Source organism: Atopomonas hussainii (assembly GCF_900109735.1).
GTDB lineage: Bacteria > Pseudomonadota > Gammaproteobacteria > Pseudomonadales > Pseudomonadaceae > Atopomonas > Atopomonas hussainii.
Genome location: NZ_FOAS01000002.1, coordinates 196,964 through 222,629 on the forward strand (window position 1 = coordinate 196,964; position 25,666 = coordinate 222,629).

18 protein-coding genes, 4 tRNA genes, 1 other RNA gene and 1 pseudogene are annotated in these 25,666 nt (G+C 58.5%); 13 read left to right on the plus strand and 11 right to left on the minus strand.

Annotated elements, in window-relative coordinates:
- Window positions 1–177 precede the first annotated feature (177 nt).
- From BMX80_RS02590 to ssrA, 6 genes are all read left to right on the plus strand, one after another.
- On the plus strand, window positions 178–2,268 hold the full coding sequence (locus BMX80_RS02590) for a molybdopterin oxidoreductase family protein (protein ID WP_074864765.1): 2,091 nt from the start codon (window positions 178–180) through the stop codon (window positions 2,266–2,268).
- Between the two features lie 379 nt (window positions 2,269–2,647).
- Complete coding sequence (locus BMX80_RS02595) at window positions 2,648–4,270, plus strand: methyl-accepting chemotaxis protein (protein WP_071873497.1); 1,623 nt, start codon at window positions 2,648–2,650, stop codon at window positions 4,268–4,270.
- Between the two features lie 26 nt (window positions 4,271–4,296).
- Complete coding sequence (locus tag BMX80_RS02600; RefSeq protein WP_074864769.1) at window positions 4,297–5,397, plus strand: porin; 1,101 nt, start codon at window positions 4,297–4,299, stop codon at window positions 5,395–5,397.
- Between the two features lie 12 nt (window positions 5,398–5,409).
- The gene (locus BMX80_RS02605; RefSeq protein ID WP_074864772.1) at window positions 5,410–5,814 is read left to right on the plus strand and encodes a phosphate ABC transporter substrate-binding protein; all 405 of its coding nucleotides are present in this window, start codon (window positions 5,410–5,412) and stop codon (window positions 5,812–5,814) included.
- Between the two features lie 82 nt (window positions 5,815–5,896).
- A complete protein-coding gene (locus BMX80_RS02610; RefSeq protein WP_071873500.1) occupies window positions 5,897–6,139 on the plus strand; it encodes a hypothetical protein in 243 nt (80 codons plus the stop codon).
- 67 nt (window positions 6,140–6,206) lie between these two features.
- Window positions 6,207–6,558, plus strand: a transfer-messenger RNA (tmRNA) gene (gene ssrA, locus BMX80_RS02615).
- 130 nt (window positions 6,559–6,688) lie between these two features.
- On the opposite strand, the gene BMX80_RS02620 is transcribed toward ssrA, so the two are convergent.
- The 5 genes and pseudogenes from BMX80_RS02620 to BMX80_RS02640 form a co-directional block, all read right to left on the minus strand.
- Complete coding sequence (locus BMX80_RS02620) at window positions 6,689–7,183, minus strand: GNAT family N-acetyltransferase (RefSeq protein ID WP_074864774.1); 495 nt, start codon at window positions 7,181–7,183, stop codon at window positions 6,689–6,691.
- Window positions 7,180–7,452, minus strand: coding sequence for a type II toxin-antitoxin system TacA family antitoxin (locus BMX80_RS02625; protein WP_074864777.1), 273 nt, complete (start codon window positions 7,450–7,452; stop codon window positions 7,180–7,182). The genes BMX80_RS02620 and BMX80_RS02625 overlap by 4 nt, the downstream gene beginning before the upstream one ends.
- A gap of 61 nt (window positions 7,453–7,513) precedes the next feature.
- Window positions 7,514–7,744, minus strand: a pseudogene (locus BMX80_RS02630) (tyrosine-type recombinase/integrase); the annotation flags it as partial.
- 67 nt (window positions 7,745–7,811) lie between these two features.
- Window positions 7,812–7,887 (minus strand) — tRNA-Asn (locus BMX80_RS02635).
- 59 nt (window positions 7,888–7,946) lie between these two features.
- Window positions 7,947–9,143 (minus strand): amino acid aminotransferase, encoded by a 1,197-nt coding sequence (locus tag BMX80_RS02640; protein WP_074864780.1) that lies wholly within the window; start codon window positions 9,141–9,143, stop codon window positions 7,947–7,949.
- 168 nt (window positions 9,144–9,311) lie between these two features.
- Between BMX80_RS02640 and uvrB the strand changes: the two genes are divergently transcribed.
- The 6 genes from uvrB to BMX80_RS02670 all read left to right on the plus strand — a co-directional run bounded on the left by uvrB (window position 9,312) and on the right by BMX80_RS02670 (window position 13,686).
- Entirely contained in the window at window positions 9,312–11,321 is a 2,010-nt protein-coding gene (uvrB, locus tag BMX80_RS02645) for an excinuclease ABC subunit UvrB (protein ID WP_071873510.1), read from the plus strand.
- A gap of 74 nt (window positions 11,322–11,395) precedes the next feature.
- Window positions 11,396–11,605, plus strand: coding sequence for a DUF3079 domain-containing protein (locus BMX80_RS02650; RefSeq protein ID WP_074864783.1), 210 nt, complete (start codon window positions 11,396–11,398; stop codon window positions 11,603–11,605).
- Window positions 11,606–11,713: 108 nt separating this feature from the next.
- Window positions 11,714–13,195 carry a glutamate--tRNA ligase gene (gene gltX / locus BMX80_RS02655; RefSeq protein ID WP_074864786.1) on the plus strand — a complete coding sequence of 494 codons (1,482 nt, stop codon included), beginning with the start codon at window positions 11,714–11,716 and terminating at the stop codon, window positions 13,193–13,195.
- 164 nt (window positions 13,196–13,359) lie between these two features.
- Window positions 13,360–13,435, plus strand: a tRNA-Ala gene (locus BMX80_RS02660).
- A 56-nt stretch (window positions 13,436–13,491) separates the two neighbouring features.
- Window positions 13,492–13,567, plus strand: a tRNA-Glu gene (locus tag BMX80_RS02665).
- A gap of 43 nt (window positions 13,568–13,610) precedes the next feature.
- Window positions 13,611–13,686, plus strand: a tRNA-Ala gene (locus tag BMX80_RS02670).
- A 75-nt stretch (window positions 13,687–13,761) separates the two neighbouring features.
- Here BMX80_RS02670 and BMX80_RS02675 read toward each other — a convergent pair.
- The 6 genes from BMX80_RS02675 to BMX80_RS02700 are packed head-to-tail and all read right to left on the minus strand — an operon-like array spanning window position 13,762 to window position 20,627.
- The gene (locus tag BMX80_RS02675; protein WP_235821594.1) at window positions 13,762–15,405 is read right to left on the minus strand and encodes a BatD family protein; all 1,644 of its coding nucleotides are present in this window, start codon (window positions 15,403–15,405) and stop codon (window positions 13,762–13,764) included.
- Window positions 15,402–17,228, minus strand: a complete 1,827-nt coding sequence (locus BMX80_RS02680; RefSeq protein ID WP_456236474.1) for a VWA domain-containing protein — start codon at window positions 17,226–17,228, stop codon at window positions 15,402–15,404. Before BMX80_RS02680 ends, BMX80_RS02675 begins: the two co-directional genes overlap by 4 nt.
- On the minus strand, window positions 17,228–18,229 hold the full coding sequence (locus BMX80_RS02685) for a vWA domain-containing protein (protein WP_074864790.1): 1,002 nt from the start codon (window positions 18,227–18,229) through the stop codon (window positions 17,228–17,230). Before BMX80_RS02685 ends, BMX80_RS02680 begins: the two co-directional genes overlap by 1 nt.
- Window positions 18,222–18,722, minus strand: coding sequence for a DUF4381 domain-containing protein (locus BMX80_RS02690; RefSeq protein WP_071871112.1), 501 nt, complete (start codon window positions 18,720–18,722; stop codon window positions 18,222–18,224). The genes BMX80_RS02685 and BMX80_RS02690 overlap by 8 nt, the downstream gene beginning before the upstream one ends.
- Complete coding sequence (locus BMX80_RS02695; RefSeq protein ID WP_071871113.1) at window positions 18,722–19,660, minus strand: DUF58 domain-containing protein; 939 nt, start codon at window positions 19,658–19,660, stop codon at window positions 18,722–18,724. The genes BMX80_RS02690 and BMX80_RS02695 overlap by 1 nt, the downstream gene beginning before the upstream one ends.
- 7 nt (window positions 19,661–19,667) lie before the next feature.
- Entirely contained in the window at window positions 19,668–20,627 is a 960-nt protein-coding gene (locus tag BMX80_RS02700; RefSeq protein WP_071871114.1) for an AAA family ATPase, read from the minus strand.
- 161 nt (window positions 20,628–20,788) lie between these two features.
- On the opposite strand from BMX80_RS02700, the gene BMX80_RS02705 reads away from it, so the two are divergent.
- Complete coding sequence (locus BMX80_RS02705; protein WP_074864791.1) at window positions 20,789–25,654, plus strand: NAD-glutamate dehydrogenase; 4,866 nt, start codon at window positions 20,789–20,791, stop codon at window positions 25,652–25,654.
- The last annotated feature ends 12 nt before the right edge of the window (window positions 25,655–25,666 follow it).

A 25,666-nucleotide genomic window follows, 5' to 3' on the forward strand; every position in this document is an offset into this window, starting at 1 on the left:
GGAAAGACGCCGATGGTATAGGCAAACCCAAAGCCCCTGCAAATTGACCTGTTTTGCCGCGCCCAGGGTACTGACTATTGCCTTGGCTAATGCCGCCTTATAGCCGCTGGTCGCGGTGCTTGGCGCTGGGCTACGCAGTGCCTACAGTGAGGCAAACCAATAATAACGGAGGCCGCCATGAGCGCCCGGCAAACCCATTACCGTGCTTGTAACCTGTGCGAGGCCATCTGCGGCTTGGCGATTGAAACCGAGGGCCAGCAGATCGTCAGCATTCGTGGCGATAAAGACGACCCCTTCAGCCGTGGCCATATCTGCCCCAAGGCGGTAGCCCTGCAAGACCTGCAAGAAGACCCTGATCGCCTGCGTCAGCCCATGCGTAAAGTGGCGGGGCAGTGGCAGGCGATCAGCTGGGATGAAGCTTTTGCCTACGCGGCCGAGCGTCTGCATGCCGTTGCCACGGCGCACGGTGGCGACAGCGTGGCGGTGTATGCCGGCAACCCCAGCGTGCACAACTACGGGCTGATGACCCACGCGAATTATTTGTACAAGCAGCTGAAAACCCGCAGCCGCTTTTCGGCGACCTCGGTCGATCAGCTGCCGCATCACTTGATCGGCTATTTAATGTACGGCCACCAAATGTTGATGCCGGTGCCGGATATCGATCAGTGCGACTTTATGCTGGTGCTGGGGGCGAATCCGCTGGCCTCTAACGGCAGCATTATGACGGTGCCGGATGTTGAAAAACGCCTTAAAGCCCTAAAGGCGCGGGGGCGTTTGGTGGTGGTAGACCCACGCCGCAGCGAAACCGCCGCGCTGGCAGATCAGCATTTGTTTATTCGCCCCGGCGAAGACGCGGCCTTTTTGTTAGTGCTGCTGCGTACCTTGCTCGACGAGCAGTTAATCACCCCTAGCCCCTTGCCTATCAGTGACTTAGCGCCGCTCACGGCTGCACTGGCTGGTTTTGATTTGGCTGCGCTGGCGGATCGCTGCGGGGTGGAGCTGCACGTTATCCAGCAGCTGGCACGCGACTTTTCTGCTACGCCACGCGCGGCTTGCTATGGCCGCATGGGCGTTTCCACGCAGGCCTTTGGTAGCTTGTGCCAATGGCTGATTCAGCTGATTAACCTGCTCACTGGCAAGCTCGACAGCGTGGGCGGCATGATGTTTACCGAGCCGGCCATGGACTTGCTGCACAGCATGAGCGCTGGTAATTACGGCCGCTGGCATAGCCGCGTATCGCAGCTACCTGAGTTTGGCGGCGAGCTGCCCGTGGCGGCATTAGCGGAAGAAATGCTCACGCCGGGCGAGGGGCAAATCCGTGCCCTGATTACCCAAGCCGGTAACCCGGTGCTTTCAACCCCCAATGGCCGTCAATTGGAGCAAGCGCTGCAGGGGCTGGAGTTTATGCTCAGCATCGACTTCTACCTCAACGAAACCACCCAGCATGCAGACTTGATTCTGCCGCCCACCTCGGCGCTGGAGCATGATCACTACGACATGAGCTTCAACATGCTCGCCGTGCGCAACGTCACCCGCTACAACGCGCCAGTGCTGGATAAGCCAACAGGCGCGTTGCACGACTGGGAAATCTTTATGGGCCTTGCGCGCGCTTACGCCAAGCTGGCGGGCAATGCCGAGCCGCAGGCAATCGAGCCGGCACAGATGGTCGATATGGCGCTGCGCATGGGCGCTTACGGCGACCGCAGCGAGCACAAGCTATCGCTTAAAGTCTTGCAGGAGCAGTCGCACGGCATCGATTTGGGCGCGCTACAGCCCTGTTTGGCCAAGCGCCTGAAAACGCCGTCTAAGCAAGTCGAACTCACCCCAGAGCTGCTGCTGACGGAGCTTGAGCGCTTTGCACAAAGCCGCACGCCAGAAGGCTTACTGCTGATCGGGCGCCGGCATGTGCGCAGTAATAACTCGTGGATGCATAACTACCACCGGCTGATTAAAGGCAAGCCACGTCATCAGCTGTTGATGCACCCGCAAGATATGGCAGCGCGCCAGCTGCAAGACGGCCAGCAAGTCACGGTGCGTTCGCGGGTGGGGGCGGTCACGGTGGATGTGCTGGGTAGCGATGAAGTGATGCCCGGCGTGGTCAGCCTGCCGCACGGCTTCGGCCATCAGCGCGGCGCGGTGCGCTTAGCGAAGGCAAGTGAGTTGACCGGGGTGAGCGCTAACGACCTCACCGATGAGCGCCTGCTCGATCGCCTATCTGGCAATACCGCCCTTAACGGTGTGCCGGTGGAGGTGGCCGCCAACGGTTAACTGAATACGGTTAACGGAATAATGCGCTGCGCGCTATGCCTCGCAGAGTGGCAAAACCAGCGCGCAGCGTTCTTATCGCTGACTTATTGCTGAGCAACTTCTAAGCCCATGCACTGCCGCGCGGCGGCTTGCTGCGCAAGGCTGATGCCTTAGCTGCCTTCATCGTGGGCGTTGGCGCCACTCGGTGGGGCGCCACGCCGCCTTCGGCCATGGTCAGCCGGTTTGCGGCGCGACTGAGTTTATTTCCTGCCCCTACTTGACGCACAGCCGTGCACCATGTGCTTAACTCAAGCGAGTGTAAAGTTTTGTGAAAGGACTCAAGAAACAGGGCTAACGGACGAAATAGCCCCCAGTGATCGTATTTCTGGAGACAGAGTCCATGCTGAAAAACTTGCCTCTCGCGTTGAAGATTTTTTTACTGCCAGGCATCGCTATTTTCGGCTTGCTGTTGTACTTGGCTTACAACTACAGCCTGTTGTCGAGCAATAACGAACGTTTAAGTAAGTTAGAGCAGCGTTATTATCCAGCGTTGGAGCAGACCGACAGCATTATTTTTAACTTCTCCCGCCTACCTAACTTGCTCAATAACGCCGTGGCTGCTGGCGAGCAAGAAATCATCAAGGAAGCAGACGCCACCATCGCGGATATCAACAGCAAGTTGAGCGCGGTTAAACAATTAAGCGAAGGTGAAGGTGACTTAGCCGCTTCGGCTAAAGCGTGGGCCGAGTCGATCAGCACCTATTACCAAAATGCCCGCGACTCCTCAGAAAAAATAATCACCGGCAGCGCCTCGTTTGATGACTTGCGTCCTAACTTGGAACGCATGAGCAAAGACTTACAAACCTCTAAAGAACTGGGCGATAAGTTTCGTGCAGCAGTTTATGCCAACTTTCACGACAGCCTTGAATTGGCCTTGAGCAATAACAGCACAACCATCAGCGTGGGTTTAATTTTGGTGATTGTGCTGTCGGCGGTGGTGATTCTTTGTTCGTTACTGGTTATTCGGCAGATCATGCAGAACGTGCATGACGTGATTGAGTCGCTGCAGGATATTGCCAAAGGCGATGGCGACCTTACCCGGCGGATCAAAAACGATAGCCGCGACGAAATCGGCACCATGATTGGCCACTTCAACGGCCTGCTCGACACCTTGCAGCAAACTATTGGCTCGGTGATTAAAAGCGCCGAGCCGCTCAATCAAGTGTCTAGCCAGCTGTATCAGCTCACCCAATCGGTCGAGCGCAATGCCAGCTCGCAGCACACCCACACGCAGTCCATCGTCAATAACATTCAAGACATGGTCAGCAGCGTGCAAGACATCAATAGCCGTACCGGTCAGGCCGCCGGTGCAGCCAGTGATGTGGCGAAAAAAGCCAATCATGCGCAAGCCAGCCTGGGTGACCTGACCAGCAGTATTCAAGACCTCGCCAACGAAGTGCTGCAAACCGTGGAGTCTATCCACCAACTGCAAGGCGAAACGCAAGAAGTTGGCAAGGTGCTGGATGTGATCAAAGTGATCGCCGAGCAAACCAACTTGCTGGCGTTGAACGCGGCGATTGAAGCAGCGCGTGCCGGTGAACAAGGGCGCGGCTTTGCCGTGGTGGCCGATGAGGTGCGCAACCTCGCGTTTAAAACGCAGAAATCCACCGAAGAAATTCAGGAAATCATTCAGCGTCTGCAACGCAGCACCCAAGGTGTGGTGCAGACCATGAACAGCAATAGCACCAAAGCACAGAGCAGTCTGGAGAAAACCAGTGACGCGACCAGTGCCTTGGCGGCCATTGTTGACGGCATTCAGCAGATCAGCCAGAGCAACAGCGGTATTGCTGATCTGACGCAGAACCAACTCCACCTCAGTCACACCATGCAAGAAAACGCCAATGGCCTGAGTGAAGACGCCAGCGTATCGCGTAAGGGCGCCGGAGAAACCGCGCGACTGGGCGAAGCCCTAGTCAGCATGGGGGACAACTTAAAACAAGCGACCGGCAAGTTCCGTGTCTGATGAGTGATCGCAACAGGAGCCCACACATGAAGAAATCAACCCTCGCATTGGCCATTGCGCTGGCCAGTGCACCGGCTTTGGCCTTGGAACAGGGTGAACACCGTTTTAATGCCTTTGGCACCCTCGGTGTAACGTATTTGGGCGGCGAAGAGGATGGCCGCAGCTTTGGTATCGAAGGACAAACCACCGACAGCTGGCGTGGCGATCAGCTGTCTAAGTTTGGTGCTCAGCTGCAATACGGTTTGACCGATACCTTAGGTGTCACCGTGCAGTTAACCGCCAAAGCCGACCAAGACACCTGGAAAGGTAATCTGGAATGGCTGTACTTGAGCTACCAAGCCACGGATGAGCTGATGTTCCGCGCTGGCCGCTTGCGCACCCCCATCTATATGTACTCAGAAACCCTAGATGTGGGTTACACCTACCCGTGGCTACGCCTGCCAGACGAGGTTTATGGCCAAGTTCAGCTGACCAACTACGAAGGCTTCGACATGGTTTATAACCGTGGCTTGCCGTTCGGTAACTTAACCTTCCAAGTGGCGGTAGGGCAGGCGAAGGACCGTGAACTCTTCAGCGCAGATGACCAGTACGACATCGACTACGACGATGTCTTCGCTGCCAACATCGCCTTGAGCACTGACTATGGCATGGTGCGTGTGGGCTACGCCGAGTCGAGCCTAAAAGATGGCTTTGACCTGCGCCCCTTTGATGGCAATAAAGGTAAGTTCACCTCGCTGGGTTATCAGTATGACCAAGGCACTGTGGTGGTTAATGCCGAGGCTACCAAGCGGGTCATCGAAGGCACGGCTTTCCCAACCTTGGACGCCTTCTATGTGATGTCGGGCTATCACTTGGGTGACTTCCTGCCGCACCTGACCTATTCGCAATTGGACGAAGAGGGCACGGGGCGTCAGTCATCGTGGATTGCCGGTCTCAATTACCAGCTCACCCCCACTGTAGTGCTCAAGTCTGAGTACAAGCGGGTGGATACCAGTGGTGGTTATGCAGGGCAGTTTGTTGAAACGCGTAGCGAAGTGATTACTCGGGCGGGGCGTAATGCCTTGGGCTTGCCGACCGCTAACTACGATGGCGACATCGTTAGCTTTGGCGTTGAGTTCGTTTACTAACAGGGGGCAGTCATGAGTATTTTGCGAAAGCTGACCCTGATCGCGGGTCTGAGTGTGTTCAGTCTCAGTGCAAGCGCCGAGGTGGCCGTGATTGTTGCGGCATCCAGCGGCGCGAGCCCTGACAAAGGCGCGGTGGCGAATATCTTCCTCGGTAAAGATAAAAGCCTTAAGCCGATCGACCAGAAAAGCTGGACGCCCGCCAAAGACGCCTTCTACAGCAATGTGGTGGGCAAAAACGAAGCTCAGCTGAAGTCGTACTGGTCTGGCTTAGTGTTTACCGGCAAGGGCACGCCGCCTAAGTCTGTTGACTCCGATGCCGCCGTGGTTGGCGAAGTCGCGGGCAGTGGCGAGGCCATTGGCTACGTCGACAGTGCCGCCGTTAATGACTCAGTAAAGGTATTGTTTACCTTGCCTTAGTGGCGTTTGCCTGAGTAAAGCCACCTTCGGGTGGCTTTTTCCTGCTGGCTATACTGAGTACCAAGCAAGCAGAGGTGTGGCTATGAAAGTGTTGATCTTAAGCATTGCGCTGTTGGCGAGTTGCCCGGCTTGGGCGCATCAGTGCCCGGGGCAGATAGCCACCCTCGACCGATTGTTGGCGCAAAACCCACCGACCGACAAAACCCTTGAAGCGCAGGTGCGCGAGTTACGCAATCAAGGCAAGCAAGCGCATGACAAAGGCCAGCATGAGCAGGCAGTCAGTTTGCTTCAGCAGGCCTTAGATTTACTGCAACGCGCTGAATAAAAAGCTTTTTCTTGGCCCTCGGGAACCTTTCCCGTAGACTGGCGTCCTACAACTGACCATCAGTTTTGGGGCCGATTAGGATTCGACGCCGGTGACAAAACTTGAGGGGCATGCCGAGTAGGTGACAGTTCTCGTAAATCCGCTGCCACAACTTTATAGTTGCCAACGACGACAACTACGCTCTAGCCGCTTAATGCGCTAGCAGTCTCTAGGGGATGCCTGTAAACCCAAACAGACTGTCAGACAGAACAGGATCGCCGCCAAGTTTGCTGTAGACGTAACGGCTAAAACTCATACAGCTCGCTCTAAGCGCCCTGCCACTCGGGCCGCGAGGAGTTAACTTAGTAGAGATGGCTAAGCATGTAGAACCGATAGCAGAGTGCTGACGGACGGGGGTTCAAATCCCCCCGGCTCCACCAGATAAGCCCTTGAAAAATAAAGAGTTTTTCAAGGGCTTTTTATTTGGCTGGCGAAAAGTGCCGAAAAAGTGTCGAAAACCTTTTTCTCCAAATATTCCCTTGTTAGTCGCCTTGCTTGTCTGTGAAAGCCTCAAGCCTTGACCGTGTTTAAGCGCAGCATCAAGGTCATCGGGTTCAGTGGCGACTCTTGAAAGCCGTAGTGCATATAGAACAGCTTGGCTTGTTCGCTGATAGAGTGGACGAGTAGGGCTCTAACGCCAGTGTTGTGCGATACCACGATAGCGCGGTTTACCGCATCCCTGAGCATGGCCGCACCAAGCTTTATGCCTTGGGCTTGCTGATCTACAGCGAGACGCCCAAGCACCATGGCCGGCACAGGGTCGGGCATGTTACGGCGTACAGCGCTTGTGGCGAGCTGATGCGTTACAGCTCCAGCAGCCATAGCGTAAAAGCCACGAACCTGACTGTTTTGATCGACAACGACAAAGGTTCGGCTGGCTCCGGTTAGCTGATTGTTCATCGCTCGCCGTTTTAGCCATTCATCTAGGCTGGGCTCGCCGCAAACGAATGCACTTAACTGGTGCGTTGAATCCAATGGCTGCGGGGCGGATAGCTTTAGGGTCATGGATTATTGCTGTCCCATGGTGCTTTGACAGCCATAAGCCGCTCAAGGCCTTCATTGCTGCTGGGGGCTTCATCCAGTAGGGCAGTGAATTGCTGAAACTTTTCCGCATCCAGAGCAAAGAAAACCTGATCAAGTAGTACCGCTTGTGCACGCTCACAGGCCGCTTCCAGCATGAAATCAGAACGGTTTTTACCGAGCAGGCTGGCGGCTTGATCAATCAAGTCTCGTTGTTCGGGCCGTGCTCGCAGATTGATGGCGGCATCACGCATGGCGATGATCCTATTTGTAGATGCGATAGATATACAAAATTAGGGGGGTGTGTATCTATTGTCAATACGGTGGAGTGGGGCGTGTACTGTGCTTATCCGACAGTGGCCCGTATTTGAGTGCGTCGGCTAGGTGTTCAGGGGCTAAGTGGGCATAGCGCATGGTCATCGCTAAGCTGGAGTGGCCGAGTATCTTTTGCAGGGTTAGAACTTTGCCGTCGTTTTGCATGAAATGGCTGGCGAAGCTATGCCGTAAAACATGGGTGGCTTGGCCTTTGGGTAGCTTGATGCTGTCTCTAATGGTCGGCAGTGTGATGGGCACAAATAAAAAAGCCCCAGACTTGCGTCTGGGGCTTTTAATTTGGCTCCGCGACCTGGACTCGAACCAGGGACCCAATGATTAACAGTCATTTGCTCTACCGACTGAGCTATCGCGGATCGGTGAAGCGCATCCTACGGATTTCTTTAACGAAGTCAATAGGTTGCGCTTGCGTTTTTTAGATCACGCGGGCAATCGCGTTAACCACGGCGCCGAGGTTTTTCTGGTTTAGCGCGGCGACGCAGATGCGTCCGGTGCTGACGGCGTAGATGCCAAATTCGTCTTTCAGGCGATCCACTTGCGCGGCGGTTAGGCCGGAGTAAGAGAACATGCCGTTTTGCTGGGCCACAAAGCTGAAGTCGCGTTGCGGGGCGAGTTCGGCCAGTTGCTGCACCATGGCTTCACGCATGCCGCGAATGCGCTGGCGCATTTCGCCCAGTTCGGCTTCCCACAGGGCGCGCAGCTCGGGGCTTTGCAGTACGGCAGCAACCACGCTGGCGCCGTGGGTCGGCGGGTTGGAGTAGCTGGTGCGGATCACGCGCTTGAGTTGTGACAGCACGCGACCGGCTTCTTCGCGGTTGGCGGTGACTATCGACAGCGCGCCAACACGCTCGCCATACAGCGAGAACGACTTGGAGAACGAGCTGGCGATAAAGAACGGCAGGCCCGAGTCAGCAAACAGGCGCACAGCGTGTGCATCTTCATGGATGCCGGCGCCAAAGCCTTGATAGGCAATGTCGAGGAACGGCAGCAGGTTGCGCTCGCGAATCACCTCGAGCACTTGCTGCCACTGGCCGGCGTTTAGGTCGACGCCGGTCGGGTTGTGACAGCAGGCGTGCAGCAGCACCACGGCGCCAGCGGGTAGGGCGCGCAGGTCGTCGAGCATGCCAGCGATATCGACGCCATGGCTGGCGGCGTCGTAATAGCGGTAGTTCTTCACCTCAAAACCGGCGTTTTGGAACAGCGCTTGGTGGTTTTCCCAGCTGGGGTTGCTGATGGCCACCACGCGGCCGTTGAGCAAACGCTGGATAAATAGGGCGCCAATATTGAGGGCGCCGGTGCCGCCAAGGGCTTGAGCTGTTACTACGCGGCCTTCGGCCAGCAGGGCTGAATCGGCGCCGAACAGCAGCTCTTGCACGCTGCGGTCGTAGGCGGCAATGCCTTCGATAGGCAAATAGCCACGCGGGGCTTTGGCCGCCAAGCGAGCTTTCTCGGCTTCCTCAACGGCTTTGAGCAGAGGAATTCGACCTTCTTCGGTGTAATACACGCCCACGCCCAAGTTGACCTTGGTGTCACGCGGATCGGCGTTGAAGGCTTCGTTGAGGCCCAAAATGGGGTCGCGCGGTGCCATTTCGATGGCAGAGAACAGGCTCATGTTCGAACTCTTGCAGCAGCAGGTGAGGGTGACCGGCGGATGCCGGGTAACTGGCGGGGCGGTATTATACCGGCACGCCCCGGTGTCGCCAGCGTTGTGCGCGGCTTTTGCCGCTTTTTTTAGCGACGTCGTGATAGGGTTTTGCGTCACTGGTAGGAGTCACGATTGATGAGCAGTTTCACGTTGTCGACACGCTTTGCCCCTGCGGGCGATCAGCCAACGGCGATTGCCGGGCTGGTGCAGGGCTTGGAAGCGGGCTTGGCGCATCAAACCCTGTTGGGGGTGACGGGCTCAGGTAAGACCTACACCATTGCCAACGTGATTGCTCAGGTGCAGCGCCCTACGCTGATTTTGGCGCACAACAAAACCTTGGCGGCGCAGTTGTATGGCGAGTTTAAGGAGTTTTTCCCGCACAACGCGGTGGAGTATTTCGTTTCGTACTACGACTACTACCAGCCTGAAGCGTATGTGCCGTCGTCAGATACTTTTATTGAGAAAGACGCGTCGATCAACGATCACATCGAGCAGATGCGCTTGTCGGCCACCAAGGCGCTGCTGGAGCGCTCGGATGCGATTATCGTCGCCACGGTGTCGTCGATTTACGGCTTGGGTGATCCGGCCTCGTACCTGCGCATGGTGGTGCACTTAGATCGTGGCGATAAGCTCGATCAGCGCACTTTGTTGCGCCGTTTGGCCGAGTTGCAATACACCCGCAACGATATGGAATTTGCCCGCGCGACCTTCCGAGTGCGCGGCGATGTGATCGACGTGTACCCAGCGGAATCGGATTTCGAGGCGATCCGCATTGAGTTATTCGACGATGAAATCGAGCAGTTATCGGCGTTCGATCCACTGACCGGCGAAGTGCTGCGCAAGCTGCCGCGCTACACCTTGTACCCCAAGAGCCACTACGTGACCCCGCGCGAAAAGCTGCTGGAGGCGGTGGAGCACATCAAAGTCGAGCTGGCCGAGCGCCTCACATGGCTGCGCGAGCACGACAAGCTGGTTGAGGCGCAGCGCTTGGAGCAGCGCACCCGCTTTGATCTGGAGATGATTCTCGAGCTGGGTTACTGCAACGGCATCGAGAACTACTCGCGCTATCTCTCTGGCCGTGCGCCGGGCGAACCGCCGCCAACCCTGTATGATTATCTGCCCAGCGGCGCGCTGCTGGTGATCGACGAGTCGCACGTCACCGTGCCGCAAGTCGGCGCTATGTATAAAGGCGACCGCTCGCGCAAAGAAACCTTGGTGGAATACGGCTTCCGCCTGCCATCGGCGCTGGATAACCGCCCGCTGCGTTTTGAGGAGTGGGAGGGCGTTAGTCCGCAGACCATTTTTGTCTCTGCCACGCCCGGCAATTACGAGGCCGAACATGCCGGCCAAGTGGTGGAGCAGGTGGTGCGCCCCACGGGCTTGGTCGACCCGACCTTGGAAGTGCGCCCAGCTTCGACGCAGGTGGATGACCTGCTGTCGGAGATCCACAAAACCGTGGCCGAAGGCGATCGCGTGTTGGTCACCACGTTAACTAAGCGCATGGCCGAAGACTTGACCGATTACCTGCTCGATCACGACATCCGCGTGCGCTATTTGCACTCGGACATCGACACCGTGGAGCGGGTCGAAATCATCCGCGACTTACGTGCGGGCGTGTTCGATGTGCTGGTGGGCATCAACCTGCTGCGTGAAGGCTTGGATATGCCTGAAGTGGCCTTGGTGGCGATTCTCGATGCCGATAAAGAAGGCTTCTTGCGCAGCGAGCGCTCGCTGATTCAGACCATTGGCCGTGCTGCGCGCAACCTGAAGGGCAGGGCGATTCTGTATGCCGACCGGGTAACGGGCTCGATGCAGCGCGCCATGGATGAAACCGAGCGGCGTCGCGCCAAGCAGCTGGCCTTTAACGCAGAGCACAACATCACCCCGCGTGGGGTGCAGAAAGCGGTGGCGGATATCCTCGAAGGCGCCACGGTGCCGGGCTCGAAAAGCAAACGCCGCGAGCGCGCCAAAGCCGCCGAGGCTGCCGGCAACTATGCCGCGCCGCGTAGCGCCAATGAGGTGGCCAAGCGGATTCGTGAGTTGGAGGAGCAAATGTTCCAGTTCGCCCGCGACTTGGAGTTCGAAAAGGCCGCCGCGCTGCGTGATGAAATTCAAAAACTGCGCGAGCAATTGAAACAGCTGTAAAAGCCTTGCCCTAAGTCAACGTGGCGGGACAGGCAATGGGTAGAGTGGAGCTTAAACAAAAACCAGAGGTGGTTATGGCTAAGCGCTTTCCGTTAAACCCGGCGCATCCCGAGCGCGTGTGTTGGGGCTGTGATCAATATTGCCCATCCAGCAATATGGCTTGCGGTAACGGTGCGTCGCGCACCCAGCACCCGGTGGAAGTGTTAGGCCCCGATTGGTATCAACAGGATTTCACCGAGCTGGAAAACCAATTACTCAATGCTGCGCGGGTCCCGCAAAACTAATCCGTATGCGCTCCGGCGCCTTAGCTGGAGCGAGCAGCGGCCCGCCTGTTAACATCGCACCTTTCTGTTTGCTGTCGGCGTCTGCCGGCTATCTGCCTGAGAGTTGCTATGACCACCGTCCGTACCCGAATCGCGCCGTCGCCCACCGGTGACCCGCACGTAGGCACCGCCTATATCGCCTTGTTCAATCTGTGTTTCGCGCGCCAACACGGCGGCCAGTTCATTCTGCGCATCGAAGACACCGACCAAGTGCGCTCTAGCCGCGAATCGGAACAGCAGATTTTCGATGCGCTGCGCTGGTTGGGTCTGGAGTGGGACGAAGGCCCAGATGTTGGTGGCCCGCATGGCCCGTATCGGCAGAGCGAACGCCGCGAGATTTACCAGAAATACTCCGCCGAGCTGGTCGACAAAGGCCATGCCTTTCCGTGCTTCTGTAGCGCCGAACGCTTAGATCAAGTGCGCGCCGAGCAGCAAGCTAATAAAGAAACCCCGCGTTACGACGGCCACTGCATGCACATCGCCCCGGAAGAGACGCAGCGCCGCGTGGCAGCGGGCGAGTCGCATGTGATCCGCATGAAAGTGCCGAGTGAAGGCATCTGTGAGGTGCCGGACATGCTGCGTGGCACCGTGGAGATTCCGTGGGATCGCATGGACATGCAGGTGCTGATGAAGGCAGACGGTCTGCCGACCTACTTCTTGGCCAACGTGGTGGATGACCACCTGATGGGCATCACCCATGTGCTGCGTGGTGAAGAGTGGCTGCCGTCGGCGCCCAAGCTGATCAAACTGTACGAATACTTTGGCTGGGAGCAGCCGCAGCTGTGCTACATGCCGCTGCTGCGTAACCCGGACAAGAGCAAACTGTCCAAGCGCAAGAACCCCACCAGCGTGACCTTCTATGAGCGCATGGGTTATCTGCCAGAGGCCATGCTCAACTACTTGGGCCGCATGGGCTGGTCGATGCCGGATGAGCGCGAGCAGTTCACTTTGGCTGAGATGATTGAGCACTTCGATATTCAGCGCGTGTCCCTCGGCGGGCCGATTTTTGATATCGAAAAGCTCTCGTGGCTGAATGGCCTGTGGCTACGTGCGCTGTCGCCAGAGCAGTTTGCCGAGGCCACCATGCAATGGGCGCTGAACCCACAGTACCTGATGCCGATCATTCCTTTGGTGCAGCAGCGCGTCGAAACGTTAAGTCAGCTGCCGCAGTTGGCTGGGTTCTTCCTGTCTGGCGGCGTGGCGCCAAGCGCCGAGCTGTTCCAGCACAAGAAGCTTTCCGCCGATGACGTGCGCTTGGTGCTGCAGCTGGTGCTGTGGAAGCTCGAAGGTCTGCGGCAGTGGAACAAAGACAACATCACCGCGATCATTAACGCCGTGGCGGCGCACTTGGAGATCAAGCTGCGCGACATCATGCCGTTGATCTTCCCGGCGATTACCGGGCAGAGCAGTTCGGTATCGGTGTTGGATGCCATGGAGCTGCTGGGGCCGGACTTGTCGCGCTTCCGTTTGCGCCAAGCGCTGGAAGTGCTCGGTGGGGTGTCGAAGAAAGAAAACAAAGAGTGGGAGAAGCGTCTCGCGCAGATTGCCTGAGCGCCTCGCTAAGCTGAAAACACAGCCCGCGCCTTGAGCGCGGGTTTGTTTTTCTGGCTTAAAACCTAAGTATTTGTTCTAACGTGCATTTTTTTTGCCTTGCGATGCAAAAGTGGGTTGACAGTAATAGGGTGCCCTCTTAATATGCGCCCCGTCGTCAAGACGGGGCTATAGCTCAGCTGGGAGAGCGCTTGCATGGCATGCAAGAGGTCGACGGTTCGATCCCGTCTAGCTCCACCAAATTACCAGCATGTGGTTTTCTGCTACGCTTAAAACCGCATGTCACGAAGGTTTACGTCCCCTTCGTCTAGTGGCCTAGGACACCGCCCTTTCACGGCGGTAACAGGGGTTCGAGTCCCCTAGGGGACGCCATTTAATGCAACTCTCCCCATGGGTTGCGCGGCTAACGCCGTATGGGGCTATAGCTCAGCTGGGAGAGCGCTTGCATGGCATGCAAGAGGTCGACGGTTCGATCCCGTCTAGCTCCACCAAAACGCCAAAAGGCCTGTCGCAAGACAGGCCTTTTTGTTTGTGCGGCGTAAAGGTCGGCGAACCTGCGCCAAGGCTTATCCGCTGCGCGGGTAGAGCGGCGGCAAGGCGCTGTCGGCGTGCTCTTCTTTTTTGTCCTGCGCGGGTAGGCTGCGTACGGCTTCGAACAATTCTTGCCCTTGCCACTGTTGACCCGTTTCGCTGTACAGCGCGCTGTTGAGCTGATCCAGCGCGTCGGCCAGCGGTGCATGGCGGCTACCCATTTGCGCCAAGGTTTCGGTTTTGCTGCGCGCCCAGGCATCTAGTGCTTGGCGGGTTTGCTGTGGGTCGTTGGCTAGGCAGGTGCGTTTTAGTTCGTCCAGCAGGGTGCGCGTGCTGGGCCCGCTGGCGGCGGTTTTGTTGCTGCTCGGTGCACGGCGGGCGCGTAGCCACAGGATTAACAACAGCACGTTACCGAGCAGCAACACGCCGCTGGCCAGCTGCCATGGCCACAGCAGCGCTTTGTTTTGCCGTGGCTCTGGCAGGCGCGGGGTGGCGCTGTTGTTGGCACCCTGCGGGGCGCTCACGCTGAGCGTGCGGCCCGGCAGCTCCGAGACTTCGACTTGTGCGGTTTTGGTGTTCCACCACGTTAAGCGCACGGGTGGCAGCGCGTAGGTGCCTGCTTGCAGGGGCACTAAGGCTTCGCTTTCTTGCCGTGTGGCGGTTAGGCCATTGTCGTTGATGGTTTGGCTGGACTGTGGCTGGTCGGCATAGCGGCGCACGCCGTCAACGTCTTGGCTGCGCAGGTTGGACAGTTGTGCGGTGCTGACGCCTTCGACACTCAGCTGCAGGGTGCGGGTCAGTGATTCGCCCAGCGGCAGCGCTTCATCACCTTGCGACCATTGCTGGCTTAGGCTCACCGAGGCGGCGGGTAGCCACGGCTCATCTTTGGGGTAGCTGTCGGGCTTGGGCAGCACAGTGAGGGGGATTTTCGGCGAGCGCACTTGCACGCGCTTGCCGGGACGATTGCCAAAGCCCAAGAAGTTTTGCTGGTCGCGATCAACCAGGGTGGCGCTGAAGGCCTGGGCGGGAATTTCTAGCGTGCCGCTTTCTAGCGGAAAAATCGCATAGCGCACTTCGATCACGCCGTGGCGCACACCGTTAATGGTGCTCTCGTAGGTGCGCGGCTGGCCGAGTACTTCGACCCGCGCTTGCTCCATTTCCAGCGGGCTTAAGCTGCTGTCGTTGTACAGCGATACCGAGTGGTAAATACGCAAGGTGAGGATGGTTTGTGCCTGCAGGTAGACGCGGTCGTGGGATAGCTGCGCGTCAATAAACACCGGGGCGATGCGCTCTTGCGCTTGCTCTTCGCGGGCGCTTTGCGGGCGTACTTGTAGCTCGATGGCGGCGCTCTGCTGGCTGCCTAGGCTAAGCGGCGGAATGGTCAGTCGGCCAATGCGCCGGGCTTGCAGGCTAACCAGCCATTGCGTGGTGGTAGCGCTTTGTTGGCCGTCGCTGCTGAAGCGTTTGACCTGGCGGGTGCCGAGAATAATGAAATCATGCTTAAGCGGCTCCCAATCTGGCGATGTGAAGCTGTTGTCGGCGCTTTCTAGGCTCAGCTCGAAGCTTTCGCCCTCATAAATAATCGCGCGATCGACGCTGGCGGTTAACGCCCAGGCTGGCGTGCTGAGCCAACTGGCGAGCAGAAATATGCTGGCGCACAGGCGCAGAAAGAACGTCACGGCTGGGACTCCTGTTGTTGCTGATACCAGAACTTGCGCCGTAGCAGCTCGCTGGGCTCGTCGGGGATTTGTTTTAGCCATAGTTCAAGGGCGGCTTCGCGCTCGAAGTCGGGCAGAGCTTCGATACCGGCTAGGCCAATGTCGGCGCTGGGGTCGGCGGCTTCGCTGGAGGAGCTTTCTGGCGCGGTGGTCGCCTTGTTATCGGTTGACTCCGTTGCACTAGAAGACTCGGCCGGTGCGGGGCTGTCGTTGGCGGTATTGGCCTCGCCGCCTGTGCTGGCGCCGGCACCTTGTTGCTCGCTCGGGGTGCCGCTATTGCCGCTGCTGGGGCTTTGGTTGCCGGCTTCTGGCTGGGGCTGACCTTGTGGGTTGGCGGATTGGCCTTGCTGGCTGTCGTCAGCGTTTTGCCCAGCTTGCTGCTGCTCGCCTTGTGCGTCGTTTTGCCCGTTTTGCTCTTTTTGTTGCTGCTCTTGTTGTTTGAGCAGGGCCTCCACTAAGGCGCGATTGTCAGCGGCTTGGCTTAAGCCAGGGTCAAGATCCAGCGCTTCGTCATAGGCGGCCAGTGCGGCGCTTAGCTCGCCGGCTTTAGCCAGCGCGTTGCCGCGGTTGTAGTCGGCATTGGCGCCATCTTGGCGGGCCCACAGTTTGGCTGCCGCTTGGTAATCGCCGGCTTGGTAGAGGGCTTCGGCGCGCCAGGCTAAGTCGGCAAAGGTGCTGGCAGCGGCCGCCGCTTGTTGTTGATTGAGCAGGCGCTCGCCTTGCTGATCGGGGCGCAGCCATAAATCGTCCCAGCCAAATGCATTGGCCTGCTGGGGCAGGGGCAGGGTGAAGCACAGCAAGAGCGCCATTAACCAGCCGCGCCGGGCGGCGCTGGCGGCGAGCAAGACCAGCGGCAGCAAGAGCCAGTAGCCTTGATCGTGCCAGCGGTTAAGGCGTTGTTCTTGGCTGCGTTGATAACCAAGCTGGCGCTGGTTGAGGCCCAGCGCGTCAATATCGCGGTTATCTAAGGTGGCCATGCTAAAGCCGGCGTCGATGGCAGTGGCTTGTTGGGCTAATTGTGCGCTGTCGGTACGCGGCAAGACGATGCGCCCTTGTTGGTCTTTCAGCAGACTGCCGTCGCTTAACGGGATCGGCGCGCCTTCGGCAGTACCAAAGCCGAGTATCGACAGGCGTCCGGCATAGCTGTCTGTTTGCTCGCTAAGGGCTTGCTCGGCATCGGCGCTAATCGCGCTGGTCAGCAGCAGAATGCGCCCTTGTGGGCGCCCGCCTTGCTCCAGCAGCTTTACGGCGCGGGCGACGCCCAAATCGGCGCGTTGGCCTGCCAGCGGCATGATGTCGGGCTTGACGGCATCCAGCAGATTGCGCGCGGTGCCGAGGTCATTCGACAGCGGCACTAAGGTGTGGCTGCTGCCGGCGTACACCACAATGCCGGTCAGGGCGTCGTCGCGGCTTTCCAGCAGGTCCATGATTTTGCGTTTGGCATGCGCTAAGCGGTTGGGCTGCACATCGCTGGCGAGCATGAACTGGCTGGCATCCAAGACGATGACCAAAGCATCGCTACTGCGATAGCTGGGCTGTTCGAGTTTTTCCCAGCTGGGGCCGCTCAAGGCGAGTACGGCCAGCAGCCACGCGATTGCCAACAGCGCTTTGGGTAAACGGCTGGGACGCACGTCGCGACCGCTCAATAGCCATGGGTGCAGCGCAACCGGCAGCAGGCTTTGCCACTGACCTAAGCGCTTAGCATGGCGCCATTGATACCAGCCGATCAGTGCCACGGGGATCAACAGCAGCAATAGGTAAGGGCGTTCAAAGTGCGGCCACATCAGCGCCATCTCCGCGGTAACAACAAGCGCCAGTTATCTGGGCGCGCCAACCATAAACTACTGAGTAGCACGATCAGCAGCGGAATAAAGTACAGCGGCTGCACCGGGCGCACTTGATTGGCTTTTTGGTTGACCGGCTCTAAGCGGTCGAGGGTTTGCGCGATGCCTTCTAGCTCGTCAGCATTGCGGGCACGGAAGTATTCGCCGCCGGTGGTTTCGGCAATCGCTTGCAGGGTCGGCTCATCCAGATCAATACCCGGCTGAATGCCGAGCATGCCCAAAAGCGGCGATTCGCTGGCATCGCTGCCAATGCCGATGGTGTAGATGCGAATGCCTTCTTCGCGGGCCAGACGCGCGGCGGTCATGGGCATGACTTGTCCGGCGGTGTTGGCGCCGTCGGTAATCAGCACCAGCACGCGTGCTTGCGCGGGGCGCAAACGCAGGCGCTTGATGCCAAGGCCGATGGCATCACCGATCGCGGTGTCGGGGCCGGCGATATTAACCACGCTTTCATCTAACCAAGTGCTGACGGTTTTGCGGTCGAAGGTCAGCGGCGCCTGCAGATAGGCTTGCGAGCCGAACAAGATCAGCCCGACGCGATCACCGATGCGGCTTTCAATAAACGGGGTAAACAGGTTTTTCACCAATTGAAGGCGAGTGACTTCTTCTTTTTGCCAGCGCATGTCGGTGTGCTGCATCGAGCCAGATACATCCACCGCCAACAGCAAATCGCGCCCCGAGGCACTTAGCGGCAGGGGCGAGCCGACCCATTCTGGGCGGGCTAAGGCCAGCACTAACAATAGCCACAGGCCGGCCGGCGCTAGCTGGCGGCGCCATGGCGGCAGCGGGCGCAGGGCGCGGCGCTGGCTGAGCTGTTCCAGCTCGTCCATAAAGCTGATTTGCAGCGCGGCCTCATCGCCACGCGCCGGCGGTAGCCATTGGCGCAGTAACCACGGCAGCGGCAGGAGGAGAAAGGCCCACGGCCACGCCAACTCAAGCATGTTGGCGAATCCAGGTATCCACCGCTTGGCGCAGGCGGTTGCTGGTGGCCAGCGGTAAGCGGATATCGGCTTTGTACTGGCCTTCGACCAACACCATAAAGCGCGATAAGCCAGCGGCGGTGCAACGGCCATCTAAAAACAGCAGCCAAGCGCGGCCCGACAAGGTTTGGCAGTGCGCATCGGGGTAGCGCACTAAACACAGGCGCTTGAGTAGCTGATTGAGCGCTTGCAGCCACGGGCCGGCGCTGTCTTGCTCGTCGGGCAGTGGTAGTTGTTGTAGTTCGCGCAGTGCGGCGAGTTGTAGCGGGTCGAGGGCTTGGCCGACTTTGGGCTTTTGGGTTTTTTGCTTCTGTGGCCGCTTGCGCCATGCCCAGACCGCCAGCCACGGCAAGGCGAGGGCGAAGGCCGCGAGCAGCCACCAGCCGGGCGCCGGGGGCCACCAGGCAATGGCCTCGGGCAGTAGGTTAGGTTTTAGGGCGTCGAGCGGGTTCATTAGCGGCCGCTCAAGGGTTGTAGGTGCTGCACCAGTTGTTGCAGCCCGGTTTGTCGGGTGTCTAACGGCAGCAGTGGCACGGCCAAACGTTGCGCTAAGTTGCGCCAACGTTGTTGGCGTTTTTCGGCGATTTGGTCGTAGCCGCTTTGCAGGCTGGGTAGGTCGGTGTCTAAGCGCAGCTCGCGGCCGCTTTGCGCAAAACGCAGGCGGCCAGTTTGTGGCAGGTGATGATCCAGCGGATCGGAGAGCGGCATCAGGACAAGATCGTTATGCCGCGCCAGCAGGCTTAGCTGCGCTTCGGACTGATCGCCCAGCGCACGCTCATCGCAAATGATGAACAGCAAACTGCCGGGGCGCAGCACTTCGCGACTACGGCGCAGGGCGATGGTGAAAGGCTCTTGCCCCGGCGACCAATGCTCGCTAGAGAGCAGCTGATTGGCGTGGCTTAAGCGGTTTAAAAACTGCAGCAGGCTTTGCTTGCGGCGCCGTGGGCGGATTTCGTGCCACTCGCGATCGCTAAATACCAAGCCGCCCACACGGTCGTTATGCGCCAGTGCGGCCCAGCCGATCAGGCTGGCTAACTCGGCGGCAAGCACCGACTTTAAACGTTCGCCAGAGCCAAAGAAGGTGCGCCGGCTTTGCTCCACGAGAATAAACACCGGGCGCTCGCGTTCTTCGTGATACAGCTTAGTGTGCGGCTCTTGGGTGCGTGCGGTAACGCGCCAGTCGATGGAGCGCACGTCGTCGCCGGGTAAATAGGCGCGCACTTGGTCGAAGTCCACGCCACGGCCACGCAGGCGCGAATGGTGCAGGCCCACCAATGGGCTGCGCCGGCTGGCGGTGGAGAACAGCTGGAACTCGCGAATATGGTGGCGCAGCGCGACCAGCTCGTTCAGGCTGACGCGCACGCCGGGCAGTGGGGCCAGTCCCAGACTCATAGCGGCCTCAGGCGACGGCGACCACGTCGAGCAGACGCTGGATCACCCGGTCTTGGTCGATGCCGGCGGCTTCGGCCTCGAACGACAAAATCAGCCGGTGGCGCAGTACATCGGGCAGCACGGCTTGAATATCCTCGGGGCTAACAAAGTCGCGCCCGGCGAGCCACGCATGGGCACGCGCGCAGCGATCCAGCGCAATCGAGCCACGCGGGCTGGCGCCATAGCTGATCCAGTCCGCCAGCTCGGCATCAAAGCGCGCCGGGGTGCGGGTGGCGACGATCAGCTGCACCAGGTATTCCTCCACCGCATCGGCCATGTACAGGCCCAGCACTTCGCGGCGGGCGATAAAAATCGCTTCTTGCGACACCGGCTGAGTCGGCGGCGCTTCGCCGTGCAAGGCTTCACCACGGGCCAGTTGCAGAATGCGCCGCTCGACTTGCGCATCCGGGAAGCCGATTTTTACGTGCATGAGAAAACGGTCGAGCTGCGCTTCGGGCAGCGGGTAAGTGCCTTCTTGTTCGATAGGGTTTTGCGTGGCCATCACCATAAACAGCGGCGGCAGCGGGTAGGTTTCTAAGCCCACGCTGATCTGCCGCTCGCCCATGGCTTCCAGCAGCGCCGATTGCACTTTGGCCGGTGCGCGGTTGATCTCGTCAGCCAGCACCAGGTGGTGAAAGATCGGGCCGCGTTGGAACTGAAAACTGCCGGTTTCCGGGCGGAAGATCTCGGTGCCGGTGATATCCGCTGGGAGCAAGTCAGGGGTGAACTGGATGCGGTGGAAGTCCGCCTCCATGCCGTCGGCCAACTCTTTAATGGCGCGCGTCTTGGCAAGCCCCGGCGCGCCTTCCACCAATAAATGGCCGTCAGCCAGCAGGGTAATCAGCAGGCGTTCGACTAAACGTTCCTGGCCGATGATCTGACTTGAAAGAAATTGTCGCAGCGATACAAGCGCTTCGCGGTGATCCATCAGTAAGCTCAACCTTAAAAGTGACTGGCTGGTCGTAGCGGATTGTTATTAGCCGGCGTCACTTTAAAGCATCTCTGCCAGCTTCGACTAATCTTGCTTGGCAGAAGCTCGTTTTACATCACAGCAAAGAACAATGATCCCAGCAATGGAGTGACCCAAGCATGGCGTTCTTCACCGCGGCCAGCAAAACCGATTTTCAGCATCAACTGCAGTCGGCGCTCGCGCAGCACTTGAGCGAGGCCGACTTACCAAAAGTGAGTCGCTTCGCCGAGCATTTCTTCGGCATTATCTCGTTAGACGAATTAACCCAACGGCGCTTTGCCGACTTGGTTGGCAGCACAGTGTCATCGTGGCAGTTTGTCGATCAGTTCGATGGCGGCAAGCCCAAGGTGCGGGTATTTAACCCCGACTACGAGAAGCATGGCTGGCAGTCGACCCACACGGTGGTCGAGGTGCTGCAACGCGACATGCCGTTCTTGGTGGACTCCGTGCGCATGGAGCTAACCCAGCAGGGCTACAACCTGCACACCCTGCAAAACTCGGTGTGGCAGGTCGAGCGCAACAAGCAGGGCAAAGTCACCACACTGCACGCGCCGGGTGAGTCGAGCAAAAACAGCGTTGGCGAGGCGATCATTCATATCGAGATCGACCGCTGCGCCACCACCGGCGAGATGAAAGCGCTGGAGAAAAGCCTGCATGCGGCACTGGCCGATGTAGAGCTGGCCGTCAGCGATTTCACTGCCATGAAAGCCAAGGTCGTTGAGCTGATTGGCTGGATGGGCAAAGCCAAACTGCCCGTCGCCAAAGCAGAACTGGCCGAAGCCAAGCAATTCTTGGAGTGGCTGGCCAATGACCACTTCACCTTCTTGGGTTACGAAGAGTTCACCCTGAAAACCGCCAAGAATGGCCAAGCAGCGGTTGAGTACAACGCCGAGGCTTCGCTGGGCTTGAGCAAGTCGATGCGCGCCAACCTAAAGCCTGCCGACGCAGCGGTGAGCGAGGCAGCGGTCAGCTATCTGCGCGAGCCGCTGTTGCTGAGCTTTGCCAAAGCCGCGACCCCATCCAAAGTGCACCGCCCGACCTACCCAGATTATGTGTCGATCCGCGAGATCAACGCCAAGGGCGAAGTGGTTAAAGAGTGCCGCTTTATGGGCTTGTACACATCGATGGTGTACAGCATCAGCGTTAAAGAGATTCCTTACATTCGGCAGAAGGTCGAGGCGGTCAAAGCCAAGTGCACCTTCGACCAGCACTCGCACTTAGGCAAAGAAATGAGCCAAGTACTCGAAGTGCTGCCGCGTGATGATTTATTCCAAACCCCGGTGGATGAACTGTTCAACACCACCTTGAGTATTGTGCAGATTCAAGAGCGCCACAAAGTGCGCCTGTTCCTGCGTAAAGACCCGTACAGCCGTTTTGCTTACTGTTTGGTGTACGTGCCGCGCGACATGTACTCCACGGAAATTCGCAAGAAAATTCAGCAGGTGCTGATGGAGCGCATGCAAGCGCAGGATTGCGAGTTCTGGACCTTCTTCTCCGAGTCGGTGCTGGCGCGGGTGCAGTTTATTCTGCGCTTGGACAGCGACAAGCCGATGACCGTCGATGTGGCCCAGTTGGAGCGCGAAGTGGTGCAGGCTTGCCGCAGCTGGCAAGACGACTTCGCCGGCTTAACCGTGGAAAACTTCGGTGAGGCCAAAGGCACGGAGTTGCTCGCTGACTTCCCCAATGGCTTCCCGGCGGGCTATCGCGAGCGCTTTATGCCGCACTCGGCCGTGGTGGATATGCGCCACCTGATGAGCCTAGGCGATGAAACGCCGCTGGTGATGAGCTTCTACCAGCCGCTGCAACAGGGCGACGACCTGTTGCACTGCAAGCTGTATCACGCGGACTCGCCGTTACAGTTGTCGGACGTGTTGCCGATTCTGGAAAACTTAGGCCTGCGCGTGGTGGGTGAATTCCCCTATCGCCTGCGCCGCGCCGATGGCAAAGAGTTCTGGATTCACGATTTCGCCTTCACCAAGCCGCAAGGCGTGGAGGTGGATATCCAAGCGCTGAACAGCGTCTATCAGGATGCCTTTATCCACATCAGCACCGGCCAAGCGGAGAACGATGCGTTTAACCGCCTGGTACTCATGGCCGGTATGCCGTGGCGCGAAGTGGCGCTGTTGCGTGCCTACGCCCGCTACTTGAAGCAAATCCGCTTGGGTTTTGATCTGGCCTACATCGCCAATACCTTGGTCAACCATGTGGACATCGCCAAGGAGCTGGTGCGCTTGTTCAAAACGCGTTTTTATCTGGCGCGCAAGATGAGCAAGCAAGATATGGCCGACAAGCAAGAGAAGCTGGAACAGGCCATTCTCGATGCGCTGGATAACGTCGCCGTGCTCAACGAAGACCGCATCCTGCGCCGCTACATGGACTTGATCAAAGCCACCCAGCGCACCAACTTTTACCAAACCCAAGCCAACGGCGAGCCCAAGCGTTACTTCAGCTTTAAGCTCACCCCACGGGCGATTCCGGATATTCCGCGTCCGGTGCCGATGTTCGAAATCTTCGTCTACAGCCCACGCGTGGAAGGTGTGCACCTGCGCGGCGGCAAAGTAGCGCGCGGTGGCTTGCGTTGGTCAGACCGTGAGGAAGACTACCGCACCGAAGTGCTGGGCCTCGTGAAAGCCCAGCAGGTGAAGAACGCGGTGATCGTACCGGTGGGCGCTAAAGGCGGCTTTATTCCGCGTCGTCTGCCCGTGGGCGGAACGCGCGATGAGATTCAATCGGAGGCGATTGCCTGCTACCGCATCTTTATCTCGGGCCTTTTGGATATCACCGACAACCTAAAAGAAGGCGCGGTGATTCCGCCGACCAACGTGGTGCGTCACGACCCCGATGACCCGTATTTGGTGGTCGCGGCGGACAAAGGCACAGCGACCTTCTCGGATATCGCCAACGGCATCGCTAAGGATTACAACTTCTGGCTTGGCGATGCGTTCGCCTCGGGCGGCTCAGCCGGTTACGACCACAAAGGCATGGGCATCACCGCTAAAGGCGGCTGGGTGAGCGTGCAGCGCCACTTCCGCGAGAAGGGCATTAATGTGCAGGAAGACACCGTGACCGTGATCGGTATCGGTGACATGGCCGGTGACGTGTTCGGTAACGGCATGCTGCTGTCGGAAAAACTCGCCGTGGTGGCGGCGTTTAACCACATGCACATCTTTATCGACCCCAACCCCGATGTGGCCGCGAGCTTTGCTGAGCGTAAGCGCTTGTTCGAACTGCCGCGCTCTAGCTGGTCCGATTACAACGCCAAGCTGATCTCCAAAGGCGGCGGGGTATTCGAGCGTAGCTTGAAGAGCATCGCCATTAGCCCAGAAATGAAAGCGCGCTTTGATATCAAAGCCGACAAACTTAACCCCACTGAGTTGATTCATGCGCTGCTTAAAGCACCGGTCGATTTGATTTGGAACGGCGGTATCGGCACTTACGTTAAAGCCAGCAGCGAAACCCACACCGATGTGGGCGACAAAGCCAACGATGGCCTGCGCGTAAACGGTAACGAGCTGCGCGCCAAAGTGTTTGGCGAAGGCGGTAACTTGGGCATGACCCAGCTGGGCCGTGTCGAATTTGGCTTAAAAGGCGGTGCGGGTAATACCGACTTTATCGATAACGCTGGCGGCGTAGACTGCTCCGACCATGAGGTGAACATTAAGATTCTCCTCAACGAAGTGCTGTCGGCCGGCGACATGACCGAGAAGCAGCGCAACACCTTGCTGGCCAAGATGACCGATGACGTCGGCCACTTAGTGCTCGGCAATAACTACAAGCAAACTCAAGCCCTGTCGCTGGCCCAGCGCGGCGCCTTGGGTCGCTTGGGCGAGTACCGCCGCTTAATGAATGCGCTAGAAAGCGCCGGCAAGCTCGACCGCGCGTTGGAGTTTTTACCCACCGATGAGCAGCTCAATGAGCGCACCGCACAAGGCAAGGGCTTAACCCGCCCAGAGCTGTCGGTGCTGGTGTCGTACAGCAAGATCGACCTCAAAGAAGAGCTGCTCAAGTCCAACGTGCCGGATGACGACTATCTGGCGCAGGAGATGAAAACGGCCTTCCCCGCGCAGTTGGTGAAGAAATTCCCCGAGGTGCTGCCGCGTCACCGTCTGAAGCGCGAGATTGTCGCCACGCAGATTGCTAACGACTTGGTCAATCACATGGGCTGTACCTTCGTGCAGCGTTTGAAAGAGTCCACCGGGGCCAGTGCTGCGCAAGTGGCCAAGGCCTATGTGGTGGCGCGTGATGTGTTCAACCTGCACGGCTGGTGGGCAGCGATTGAAGCGCTGGATTACAAAATGCCCGCCGATTTGCAGCTGGCGCTGATGGAAGAGCTGATGCGCTTAGGTCGTCGTGCCACCCGTTGGTTCTTGCGCAATCGCCGCAGCGAGCTGGATGCCGCTAAAGACGTGGCTTACTTTGCCCCGCGCGTGGCCGAGCTGTCGGGTCGCTTAGAGCAACTGCTCGGCGGTGCAGCGAAGCAAGACTGGGCCAAGCGCTTTGATAAGTACACCCACGTTGGCGTGCCAGAAGCTGTCGCCCGTGTGGTGGCTGGCACCAGTCACTTGTACACCTTGCTGCCAATCATCGAAGCCGGTGAGGCCAGCGGCCAAGCACCGGAGCGTGTTGGGCATGTGTACTACAAGGTGGCCGACGAGCTGGATCTGGACTGGTACGGCTTGCAAATCAACGACCTGAAAGTGGAAAACAACTGGCAGGCGTTGGCGCGTGAAGCCTATCGCGATGATCTGGATTGGCAGCAGCGGGCCATTACTGTGTCGGTGCTGATGCAAGCCGGCAAAGGCGATGACCTCGACAAGCCCTTGGGCGAGTGGCTGGAGCAGCAAAAGCCCTTGGTCAAACGCTGGCGCAGCATGCTCAGCGAGCTACGTGCGGCCAACACCGACGATTACGCCATGTACGCTGTGGCGAATCGGGAGCTATTGGATTTAGCGCAGAGCGGCCAGCACGGCGTTTGTATTCCTTAAACAGGCACGGCG